Below are 11,322 nucleotides of genomic sequence, written 5' to 3'. Positions count from 1 at the left end.
AGTCTCTCCTTGTTGATTATGCGAAGCAGCACTGCGCTGCTGCTTCCCGAGCTCGGGCGGACCAGCGGAGAGGGAGGGGGCAAGCAAAATCGATGCGGGTGGTGCGGGCGCACAAGCGGAACGCGCGGAGCCTCGGCCGTGTCGATTATGCTTGTCGGGGAGGGAGAGGCAGAGCCGCTTTCTCCCCCTTCTTACGAAAATGGGCATATCAGGCGCAGGCCTCCGGCCGGAGACCAGTCGCCTGCAACGAGACCGGTTAAAAGGGTAGCCGTAGGAAGGCTAGCATAGCGACGCCGACAGGCGTAACCTGGGACCGACATGCCCCCGGCGAGGCGCGCCATATAGAACGCGCACTGGCCGGTAAGTGTATCAAACCGGCGGCGCAGTCTTGCCGAGGTGCTTGGCAACGTTTTTTGCCTCGACGCCAACCGCTTTTACAGCCGCCCTAAGCGTTGCCTCGTTCACACCGAAATGCGCGCACCACCAGTTCACTTCGTATTTCTCGTTGACATTGATTTTACGGGCATCCTGCGGACGCCGCTTTGTGAGATCATCGGCCACTCCATCCTCCTACCCGTATGGGATGTGGTGTATTCACTTCACAATATTTATAGTAAGTTGCCTTAATTGCAAGCTCGCAGATCGCCGACAATCTGGAGCTTAGATCGCTCGTGAAATCGTGCTTTCGCTCACGCCAAGGGATCCGGCGATTTCCGAAATGCTTACGCCGACAAGTCGCTGCGCCCTGATCTCCTGCCTTTGCAGAGCCGTCAGTTTGGGTTTGCGGCCGAACTTCACGCCGCGTTGACGGGCCAATTCGCGGCCTTGCGCTGTATTTTCAAGTATGCGTCGGCGATGCCAACGCGCGGCCCATCCCAAGAGGAACGCTATCAGATCGGCGATTTCCGACGACGTGTCGATGAAGGGCTCATCGAGCAGCTTAAGGCCGGCGCCAGCTTGCTTCACCGCCTGCAGGATGTTGAGAAGGTCAACCGGATCGCGCGCCACCCGGTCGGAAGCTGTCGCCAGCATTATGTCACCCGGTTTGAGGGATTTCAGAAGCTTGCGCAGCTGCGGCCTGTCGCATGTGTTCTTGCCGCTACGCTTCTCCTGAAATACGGCCACACAGCCCGCCGCCTCAAGGCGCTGCAGCTGATAGGAAAGATCCTGCCCGACCGTACTGACCCGCGCATAGCCAACATACTGGCCAGCGAAAACAACAGTATTCATGGCGCGCCAAGCCCCCTTAATCTTAAAGGGTGCCGGAAATCGTGAGAAGCAAGCGCCTCCCGCCAAACCTTCAAATGCATTGAGGCATGGTCGTCAAAATTCACAATTTTTGCAAGCGAACAATCTTCCGACTTACATTGTAAGACCGCCTCCTCTGCCCTCGGTTCGAATGAGGCCCAGACGCATTGGGACGTCGCAGCCTTGAACGATGGTAGCTTCGTCGCCGTCATCGGCGGAGAAGTTGACCGATACGCTGCCGACGGGACGTACATTGGAACTGCGGATGGCATCCCCGAAACCGACTACGACCAGATCGAAGCCTATGGTGCCCATGGCTACATGGTCACCGGCAGTCAGTGGGGCGGCCAGGACGGCATGCCACCCTACAGTTATGCCCTTTACTTGCGACAGGTAAACGGCGACGGGACCTCGCTCTTCACCGGCGATGCCCCTGCTTTCTCGGACGACGTCACGAAAACCATCGCGGAAGACCAGGTGTTTGCATTTTCAAAAGCGGATTTCCCGTTCGCCGATGATGAGGGCGAAGTGAATGCGGGCCAAGGTGACGCCTTCGCGAGAGTCATCATCACCGCCACCCCCATCCACGGCACACTCACCTACAACGGTCACGCCGTGACCGCTGGCCAGAAAATCGACGTCGGCGACTTGTCGAAGCTTTCGTTCACCCCCGGCCAGGACGACTTCGGCGACAAGTATGCCCGCTTCAGGTTTAAGGTCGTGGATGACGGCTCGTTCACCTACAGCGGCTCCAACACCCCCGACCTTTCCTACACTTTCACCTTGAATGTCACTGCGGTTGTCGACACGTTCAACGGCACCGCAGCCGCTGACAAAATCCTGGGCACCAAGGACTCGGACATTCTTAAGGGCCTCGGCGGCGATGATATCTTGAGAGGCAAGGCAGGAGCCGACCAACTCGATGGCGGTCGGGGCCGCGACATGCTGACCGGGGGCGGTGGCGCCGATCATTTTATCTTCGGGGCTAGATACAGCAGAGACACAGTCACCGATTTCCACGCCACGGGACCGGGCCACGATGTCATCGACCTATCCCGGGCGGTCGGAATCGCCGATTATACGGACTTGATAAGCCACCACGTGCAAGAAATTGACGGAGATCTGCGCATTACAGCAGACGACGGCGCGAAGCTCGTCCTTGCCCATATCACGGCCAGAGATTTGACCGCGGCCGATTTTGTGTTCTGAGAGACACTGGCAAGCCTTTGATATAAATATATATTCTAATACTTATGATAAAGGACATTATCACATATAGGAGCGCGCGAGAGGGATACGCGCGAAATTATTCTGTTTGCAACTTAAAGCGACCTCTGAGCTCAGGGCATAACGATCCAGAGATCGCGACTGCTCAGGTTGTTAGATATGTCTGTACTGTTCTGCCGACATGTTTGATGATTGTCTCGCGTGAAAGGTCCACCACCGGTTGGAGTGCGATCACGTAGCGGCTGAAGGCGAGACCCAAAAGCTGGCTGGCGACAAGGCCGGCGCGCTCCTTGGGGCTGAGCAAGCCCTCGGCGCGAGCGAGTGCCGGCATGACCTGCGCGGTGAACACTTCCCGAAGTTTCACCACTGCAGATTCCTTGGAGGCTGCCGAGCGCAGCATTACAACAAGTCCTTCATGCGCCGCGTCGTCTTCCCACATCGTCAGGAAGTGCCGGACAAGCGTCTCGCCGATCTTCTCGTGCTCGACCTCGTTTATATCTGGGATGCGGAGATCGAAGCTCGCCGTCTTTGCGAACAGCTCCTCCTTGCTGCCGAAGTAACGCATGACCATGGCCGGATCGATCGAGGCGGCCGCCGCAATATCGCGAATGGTGGTCCGCTCGTATCCTTCCGACGCGAATATCCGCCGGGCTGCTTCGAGGATCGTTGCGCGTGTTCTCTCGGACTTTGTCTGTTTTGGTGATTCCATCATGAAAATAAAATGCCAACACTTGTTGACAAAAGCAAGAGGCCGACATAAATATCAACACACGTTGACAAATGGAGAGTCAAAATGCTTCCGAAATCCACAGATGTCCTCATCGTTGGCGCCGGCCCAACGGGCCTTGCACTGGCAATCGCGCTGCAGCAGGCGAGCGTCGATCATATCCTGGTCGACAAGCTGGCGGAAGGGCAGAACACTTCCCGCGCCGCGGTGATACACGCACACACGCTCGAAATGCTCGAGAGGCTCGGCGTAGTGAACGAGCTGACCCGCCGGGGGCTCAACCTTACCCGGTTTACCGTACGCGACCGCGACCGGGCACTACTGCAATTGAGCTTCGACAAACTGCCGTCGAAGTTTGCCGAGATGCTGATGGTCTCGCAGCATGAAACCGAAGAGGTTCTCACGCAACGACTTCTGGCACTAGGGGGGACAGTTCAACGCAACGTCACCGTCGTCGCGACGGAAAGCGAGGGCGAGCATACCAAGGTCACGATGAGCGTCGGTGATGCCGAGCATGTGCACTCGGCTCGCTACGTCGTCGGGGCAGATGGGATGCACAGCGTGGTGCGCGACCAGGCCGGCATCGGCTTCGAGGGCAAATCCTATCCCGAGTCCTTCGTGCTTGCCGACGTATTCATGGATTGGAGCCTTGGCCGGGACGAAGTGTCTTTGTTCTTCTCTCCGGCGGGTGTCTTGGTAGTCGCACCACTGCCGAGCGGGAGCTTCAGGATTGTCGCAACGCTCGAAGGTGCGCCGGAACGTCCGAATGCTGATGACATTCAGGCAATTCTCACCGCGCGTGGCCCGGTCAATGGCGCCATCAAGGTTCGAGAGGTCGTCTGGAGTTCCCGCTTCCGGTTGCACGACCGCATCGCGACCGCCTATCGCAAGAATGGCTTGCTGCTCATGGGAGATTCCGCGCATGTCCACAGTCCTGCAGGCGGGCAGGGGATGAACACAGGCATCGTCGATTCGGTCGTGCTCGGAGACCTGCTCGCCGGCGTGCTCAAGGGGACGCGTCCCGCTGCGGACCTGGACCAGTACCAGCAATTGCGCAGGCCCGCCGCAACCGAGGTGGTCCACATGGCTGGAAGGCTGACCGAACTCGCCACTATGCGGAGCGCCACATTGCGTGCAATCAGAAACTTGGCTTTTCGCATTGCCGACCATCTGCCGCCGGTGAAGAGAAGGATCGAGCTGGCACTGTCGGGCCTCGATCGGAAAAAGTACGCTGAAGTGCGATGAGGTGCACAAGCGCGACACGGTTTGGTAGGGCCTCCGGGACGCCATAGCCGTCGGCCAAAGGAACCATTTCGGGCAGTCAGGCGTTATGACTTGTTATTGCGCGAAGGGGATTTCTTTGAATCATATTTACAACACCGGCAGCGGCGCCGAGGAGCGGTATCGTACGCTTGTGAATGCGATCACAGACTATGCGATTTACATGCTCGACCCAGCCGGGACAGTGGTCAGCTGGAACCCCGGCGCCGAGGCGTTGAAGGGTTACTCCGAAGCCGAAATTCTCGGCGAGCATTTCTCGCGGTTTTACACCCCGGAGGACCGGGCCATAGGCCTGCCTGCTTTGGCGCTCAAGACCGCGGCGAACGAAGGGCGGTTCGAAAGGGAGGGCTGGCGGCTCCGCAAAGACGGTTCTCGCTTCTGGGCTCACGTCATCGTCGATCCCATTCGGGACCAGGCTGGAACCCTCACAGGTTACGCCAAGGTCACCCGTGACCTGACCGAGCGCCGTGCTGCCGAAGAGCGTGCGAGGAAAGCAGAGGAGCAATTCCGCCTGTTGGTTCAGGGTGTCACCGATTATGCCATCTACCTGATGGACCTTGAAGGACGGGTTTCGAGCTGGAACGCCGGCGCACAACGCATCAAGGGCTTTTTGCCGGACGAGATTATCGGCTCGCACTATTCGCGTTTCTTTGAGGACGAAGACGTGGCAAGCGGAAAGCCGCAGAAAGCATTGGAGATTGCCGCGCGCGAAGGCCGTTACGAATCCGAAGGCTGGCGGGTCCGCAAGGACGGCACGCGCTTCTGGGCGAACGCCGTCATCGACGCCATCCGGGACGAAAATGGCGAGCTTGTTGGCTTTGCCAAGATTACCCGCGACATCACCGACAAACGCGAAGCGCAGCAGGCACTGGAGCTGGCGCGCGAGGAACTGTTTCAAGCCCAAAAAATGGAGGCGATCGGCCAGCTCACCGGCGGGGTTGCTCACGATTTCAATAATCTGCTTATGGCGATCCAAGGCAGCTATGAGCTGCTCAAGAAGCGCATCCCGCAATCATCCGACAGCACGGTATTGCTCAACAATGCCTATCAGGCCATCCAGCGTGGCGCTTCGCTGACCCAGCGGATGCTGGCTTTCTCGCGCAAGCAGGACCTGCGCTTCGAGGCGGTGGATCTCATGGCCTTGATCCACGGCATGACGGATATGTTGCAGCGTTCGATAGGCCCGGAAGTCATTATCGAGACCCACTTTCCGCTGAGCCTGCCCGAGGTCTGGACCGATCCCAACCAACTGGCCAACGCCGTCCTGAACCTGACCATCAACGCGCGCGATGCGATGCCGAAGGGCGGCAAGCTCGCGATGGGCGCGCGGATTGTCGCCAACGCCCGCTCCCAGCATGCCGATCTGCAGCCTGGCGGGTTCGTCTGTTTCTATGTGCAGGACACAGGCCAGGGAATGGATCCGGAGACGCTCGCCAATGCCATTACGCCGTTCTTCACGACCAAGGGCATCGGCAAGGGCACAGGTCTGGGTTTACCAATGGTGCAGGGGCTGATGGCACAGTCGCACGGCAAGCTCGTGCTCGCGTCCGAAATCGGCAAGGGCACCACCGCCGAACTCTGGCTGCCGGTGGCCGACGGCAAGGCTGTGACAGAAGTCGAAGACAAGCCTGTTGCGACGCCCGCGGTGAACAGGTCCATGGTTGTCCTGGCAGTCGATGACGATCCCCTCGTGCTTCTAAACACGGTGATGATGCTGGAGGATATGGGCCACACCGTTCTGGAAGCAAATTCCGCCGCCCAGGCGCTGAGCATGCTGGATGAACGCGATGTCGACATGGTGATTACCGATCAGGCGATGCCGCGCATGACCGGTATCCAACTCGCCGCGCACATCGAGGAACGGTGGCCCAATGTGCCGGTGATCATCGCCACCGGCTACGCCGAGCTTCCCAAGGATGCCCACATGCTGCACCTGGTCCGGCTGAGTAAGCCGTTCACCGAAAATCAGCTCGTCGCGGCCATCCGGGAGGCTGGCCAGCGCCGGGCCGCACATACCTGATCCACGACATGGGAGCGCCGTCGGCACGCCCGATCCGTTCCACGAAACATCGCCCCGTCTCATACGTTCACCGCTTGAAACTGACCGGAGAGAGCGATGCCAAGGTTTTACTTTCACATCAAGGATGGTGTTCGTCTGGTCACGGATGATGTCGGCAAAGACCTCAAAGACCTCGACGAAGCACGCCAGGAGGGCACCATTCTGGCGTCTGAGGTTCGATCGGAGATCACAAAGCCGGCCGATCTCGTGAAGGAGCTGCACGTCGAAATCGAGGATGAGACCGGCAGAATTGTCGGGATGATCCGATTGGATCAGGAGCCGCCATCAGCTTCAATCTGAAGCCGTTGGCGCCGGCCTGCCGCATAGTGGTTAGCAGGCCACCGCCGTGCCTAGGGATTGTTCGCGCTGTCTACCAACATGTACGGAGCACTGGCTTGCCCCGTCTGCATTATCGTCAACTGATTGTCGACCGCTAAAGACAGTGGCCGAGATCGTCCCCCGGTGCTGAGGCCGGTTAAGAAACCGGTAGGATCGTCGGCATGCCGCCTGGTCTATGAACAACGGTCTCAATTCCGGCAGGCGAACCCTGCGGCAGGTCTTCATTCTCGAGCATGGTTAATCCGAGATCGCGGCGATCTTCGCCGTATGACATTACGAGACACAATACGACTGCAATCGGCGCCGCTGTTGTGCATACAAATAGCAGTTCTCCGAAAATAGACACGTCTGTCCCCTTTGCCAGTTCCGACCGGAGGGTCAAATGCTTTCAGAGTTGCGAAGTTCATGTGGAAATTGGGCTCCTCTCGGGAAGGTTAACATTGAGTTTTTGAAGCGGCTCCCGGGCAGGTCTGCCAGGCCGTCCGAGGCGCTCTGCTGGAATCTGCCGAAATGGGAGCCATCGCCACGCAGCTGCGGTTCTGCGCTGCATCCCTCGCTGTGAACACGGTGCTCGCCGGCGTGATTAGCGGCCTTTCCAGACAGTGGACCTCACGCACAAAAACGGCAAACCGAAATTCCCAGTGGCATAGGCAAGTAGACATCCGCCGTCTCCGTTTAGGATAAAAGGCGCTTGAATAGATTTCAGATTTTTAGCTAAAAGCTTAAATCTGAAATGGAAGGAAACTGTTATGACGTCACGCGAACTGGCACCAAGGGCAGGAGTTCGCGGGCACGCCGGGCGACGTCCCAACCCGTCACCCGAGTACCAAGGTCTATATCCGTGATTAGGCCGTTGATGTCGCGTGACATGGTCTCAAGGCGCGTCATGGCATCGTCACCATGTTCGGCCGTCAACATGGCAAATCCCACGAGCGCTAATTCCAATTCAATAGGAATTCTGACCAGGATATTGTCTTCAACAAGCAGGAGGATCGGACGTTCGGGCGGCCTCATTGTTCTCTCCGAGTCACCACTAAGCCAGCCCGGGCAGTGGGACAGGGTGCTTATCCTTGCCACACCCTGTGATAGAGTTTATTGACGCATATCAACATTTTCGTTAAATTCCTCGTCCGACCCGGACGTTCAGGTTCTGCCTGAGGCCAATGGCCGCGATGCTGGCGGCAAGCTCGGCAAGTCCCTCGTCGGCCCCGGTCTTGCGCACGTTGGCCTTGGAAAACACCAGCTTGTTCAAAGTGATGGTCTGGATGGTCGTCATTTTAGTCTCTCCTTGTTGATTATGCGAAGCAGCACTGCGCTGCTGCTTCCCGAGCTCGGGCGGACCAGCGGAGAGGGAGGGGGCAAGCAAAATCGATGCGGGTGGTGCGGGCGCACAAGCGGAACGCGCGGAGCCTCGGCCGTGTCGATTATGCTTGTCGGGGAGGGAGAGGCAGAGCTTCTCCTTCCCTTTCTTTAAATTGGGGATGTCAGGCGAAGGCCTGGCTAATTCACCGCGAAATCGGCAAGCCAGCTATGGTTAGTAAAATGGCAAGCTTTTCACGCGAGAGTGTGTATGACGGGGTGTGTTGCGTTTTTGCCCGTCTTCGGCGCCGGCAGGTAGGACCATTCCTGCCGGCATCGATTTCAAACCCCATGTTTCAGGTCTCGAGCTTGCGGCTCGTCTAAGCGCAAACAGCTGTAATATATAGATATTTTCATGCTATATATGATAAACACACATTATGATATATAACGCCCTACACCGCAAAACCTGACATGGCTTCCTTACCGGATTCGATGTCAATTTCCGGTCGTTTCCCTTACAAAGAGTTCGTATCGGAATTCTGCAATAGGCATGTCGCTGAAATCGCAGGGGCGGCGGCGTGATGCCCAGATCTAAATCGGTCCAGCCGAGGTTTTGCCTACCAAACACAGATCTCAGACTACATAGAAATCAGTTCGGTCGAGCATGGTGTTGTCCGCCACATGGGCAAATAGCACCCGTTTGTAACCCGTCCCAGAACCGTCCCTGTCGAAATAGAGGTCGCCCGTGGCCTCGACGTATAGAATGCGGGCCCCGACGGCCCATGAGCGACCCGCTCATTCGCCAATTTGAGCGAAGAGGTCGGGCTGCTTATATCAGAACATCTAGTCCGGTGACTGCGGAAGCCCACTTTGGGACGAGCACGTCCGTCCTTCTTAGGACATCGCCGCGTGGTTCTAAAGTGCCCGCAGGTTCGATCCACGCTTCCTCCCCACGCTCGGTCGCCCCCACGCAGTTGTGCTTCTCTTCACTCGCCATGACTTGCTTACGGTGGGACTTCCACCAGAAGAATGCACCCATGCTGGGCGCACAACGTCGAAAAGCCCGCCAAAAGCGGGCCTCTCGGGAGTTGCATAGTTACTTGCTGTTCTTGTGGCTCTCCTGGCCGGCCTTTGAATGCTTGTCGGAATCGCCGCCGCGTGTACTGCCGGACTTGGCAGACTTGTCATCGCCTGCGTGCGAGGAGGAAGCGGTCTTGTGGCTCTGCTGGCCAGCCTTGACATGCTGCTCGTGGGATCCACCCTGATTTGCCATGCTCATTCTCCTTGGGTTACTCAGCGAGGCCAACTGCAGCCTCGGTTACTTAACCTAGCGGGGTCGAGGGCGTTCCCAAACAAATGGATTGGATCGATACCGTACACGCCCCATTTCTTGCCGATCCTGATCGCTGCAGCCCGTATGAGCCCTCCAATCGTCTGTACCTTAATCCGCTTTATATTGCCGTCGATCAAGTCTCAGGTTTCGCCAGCAATGCCGCGCTTGAAGATATCCTGGATGGTCTGCGAAGTACCGACCTGGTCGACTACGTGGAGGTATCACGGATAAAGATCGACTGCTTGCGCAGTGTCTGGACACAGCAGCAGCAATCGCTGCACGGCACGCGAGGCCTCGATACGATTGCCTTTGACGAATTTGTCAGGGAGCGCGGTAAAGGCCTGCGGATGCATGCGCTCTTCGAAGCCATATCGTTTTCCATGGCCCAGGAAGGCAAAGGAGCAGGGTGGCAAGCTTGGCCGAAGGAGTACCAGGATTGTCATAGCAATGCAGTGGCTGCATTTGAGCGCACACACCCTGACGAAATGGGCTTTCATATGTGGCTGCAGTGGCTTGCTCATATGCAACTGAGCGAGATGGCGAACAAAGCTTGTGCAGCCGGCCTGCGGATCGGGCTTTACCTTGATCTCGCCGTCGGCGAGGCCGTCGACGGCTCCGCAACCTGGAGCGCGCCGAATTTGTACATTTCAAAAGCAACGATCGGAAGCCCACCTGATCCCTTCGCGGCAGACGGTCAAGATTGGCACCTGGCCGCGCTTCTGCCCTCCGCAATTGCGTCGGGAAAACCGTCACAGTTTCGGCTCATGCTCGACGCCGCGATGCGGTATGCTGGGGCAGTCCGTATCGATCACGCTGCCGCACTTTGGCGTCTGTTCCTCGTCCCTCTGGGTAGTCGGCCGGATGGCGGCGCGTATGTCGACTACCCCTGGTCTAACCTATTGAATATCCTGATAGAGGCCTCTGCCGAAGCCAAATGCCTGGTGATCGGTGAAGACCTCGGGATCGTTCCGGAAGGATTAGGCGACGATCTGGCCAAAGCGCAGATTCTTTCTTATCGCATCCTGTCCTACGAGCGAGATGAGGTTAGTTTCAAACCCGCTCACGATTATTCTTCCCTGGCCTTGGCGTGCATCTCGACGCACGACCATCAGACCCTCGCTGGCTGGTGGCGGGGCGCCGACATCGAAACCCGCGCAGAGCATGGAATCTTGTCGACCGACATCACGAAGAAGCACATTGAAGGGCGACGCAACGAGCGCAAGATGCTTGTTCAGGCCCTGAGAGATGCGGGCGCAGAGCCACCCAAGAGACTGGCATCGGCACTAGCAAAAGGAAAAAAGCAGGAACTGGTGATCAGTGCGCATCGCTTCATCGCCAAGACACCATCATTGCTTGCGGCCGTGCGGTTGGCGGACCTTACCGATGAAAAGCGGCCGACCAACGTACCAGACACCAGCGACAGTTATCCCAACTGGAAGCCGAAACTGTCGATCGCGCTCGAGGGCCTGACCCGCTTGCCACTCGTCAACGAGATCGCCAAGGTGATGCGGCGGGAACGTGGAGATAAAAGCAGGTAGCACGGATTGAGCGTCATTCGATCGTGTGGCAGTGCTCTTCCAGTTCGCGGCGCTCCGCCTCATTCAAAACCCGAGATAATCACTCCTATCCCAAGATTTCCTTTTGTTTCATGAACCTCATGCAATCCTGCTTCTCGCTGTTTAGACGGTTTTCCCGATCCCCATCAGATGCGGTCGAATTCCTGAAGCTGCGACTGGGCGATTATTTGATCGTCCAGTAGAATTCACGCACTGGGCAAGATCCGCTTTGAGCCTAAAGCCGGACTTA

At 57.7% G+C, this 11,322-nt stretch carries 11 protein-coding genes; 5 read left to right on the top strand and 6 right to left on the bottom strand.

Going from position 1 to position 11,322, the window contains the following annotated elements:
* Positions 1 to 369: 369 nt before the first annotated feature.
* Positions 370 to 561 carry a DUF3606 domain-containing protein gene (locus AC1D06_RS32020; RefSeq protein WP_477989935.1) on the bottom strand — a complete coding sequence of 64 codons (192 nt, stop codon included), beginning with the start codon at positions 559 to 561 and terminating at the stop codon, positions 370 to 372.
* A 99-nt stretch (positions 562 to 660) separates the two neighbouring features.
* A complete protein-coding gene (locus AC1D06_RS32015) occupies positions 661 to 1,296 on the bottom strand; it encodes a recombinase family protein (RefSeq protein WP_477989934.1) in 636 nt (211 codons plus the stop codon).
* 135 nt (positions 1,297 to 1,431) lie between these two features.
* Here AC1D06_RS32015 and AC1D06_RS32010 point away from each other — a divergent pair, with 135 nt between their 5' ends.
* Positions 1,432 to 2,457 carry a calcium-binding protein gene (locus tag AC1D06_RS32010; protein WP_477989933.1) on the top strand — a complete coding sequence of 342 codons (1,026 nt, stop codon included), beginning with the start codon at positions 1,432 to 1,434 and terminating at the stop codon, positions 2,455 to 2,457.
* A gap of 163 nt (positions 2,458 to 2,620) precedes the next feature.
* On the opposite strand, the gene AC1D06_RS32005 is transcribed toward AC1D06_RS32010, so the two are convergent.
* Positions 2,621 to 3,187 (bottom strand): TetR/AcrR family transcriptional regulator, encoded by a 567-nt coding sequence (locus tag AC1D06_RS32005; RefSeq protein WP_477989932.1) that lies wholly within the window; start codon positions 3,185 to 3,187, stop codon positions 2,621 to 2,623.
* An 81-nt stretch (positions 3,188 to 3,268) separates the two neighbouring features.
* On the opposite strand from AC1D06_RS32005, the gene AC1D06_RS32000 reads away from it, so the two are divergent.
* The 3 genes from AC1D06_RS32000 to AC1D06_RS31990 all read left to right on the top strand — a co-directional run bounded on the left by AC1D06_RS32000 (position 3,269) and on the right by AC1D06_RS31990 (position 6,842).
* A complete protein-coding gene (locus tag AC1D06_RS32000; protein ID WP_477989931.1) occupies positions 3,269 to 4,447 on the top strand; it encodes an FAD-dependent oxidoreductase in 1,179 nt (392 codons plus the stop codon).
* An 85-nt stretch (positions 4,448 to 4,532) separates the two neighbouring features.
* A complete protein-coding gene (locus AC1D06_RS31995) occupies positions 4,533 to 6,503 on the top strand; it encodes a hybrid sensor histidine kinase/response regulator (protein WP_477989930.1) in 1,971 nt (656 codons plus the stop codon).
* 96 nt (positions 6,504 to 6,599) lie between these two features.
* On the top strand, positions 6,600 to 6,842 hold the full coding sequence (locus AC1D06_RS31990) for a DUF6894 family protein (protein WP_477989929.1): 243 nt from the start codon (positions 6,600 to 6,602) through the stop codon (positions 6,840 to 6,842).
* 786 nt (positions 6,843 to 7,628) lie between these two features.
* On the opposite strand, the gene AC1D06_RS31985 is transcribed toward AC1D06_RS31990, so the two are convergent.
* The 3 genes from AC1D06_RS31985 to AC1D06_RS31975 all read right to left on the bottom strand — a co-directional run bounded on the left by AC1D06_RS31985 (position 7,629) and on the right by AC1D06_RS31975 (position 9,456).
* A complete protein-coding gene (locus AC1D06_RS31985; RefSeq protein WP_477989928.1) occupies positions 7,629 to 7,895 on the bottom strand; it encodes a hypothetical protein in 267 nt (88 codons plus the stop codon).
* A gap of 103 nt (positions 7,896 to 7,998) precedes the next feature.
* Entirely contained in the window at positions 7,999 to 8,157 is a 159-nt protein-coding gene (locus AC1D06_RS31980) for a hypothetical protein (protein WP_477989927.1), read from the bottom strand.
* A 1,122-nt stretch (positions 8,158 to 9,279) separates the two neighbouring features.
* Positions 9,280 to 9,456, bottom strand: coding sequence for a hypothetical protein (locus AC1D06_RS31975; RefSeq protein ID WP_477989926.1), 177 nt, complete (start codon positions 9,454 to 9,456; stop codon positions 9,280 to 9,282).
* 83 nt (positions 9,457 to 9,539) lie between these two features.
* Between AC1D06_RS31975 and malQ the strand changes: the two genes are divergently transcribed.
* The gene (malQ, locus tag AC1D06_RS31970) at positions 9,540 to 11,054 is read left to right on the top strand and encodes a 4-alpha-glucanotransferase (RefSeq protein WP_477989925.1); all 1,515 of its coding nucleotides are present in this window, start codon (positions 9,540 to 9,542) and stop codon (positions 11,052 to 11,054) included.
* Positions 11,055 to 11,322 lie beyond the last annotated feature (268 nt).

Source organism: Rhizobium sp. P2_G2 (genome assembly GCF_056403555.1).
This window is presented reverse-complemented; position numbering and strand designations above follow the sequence as displayed.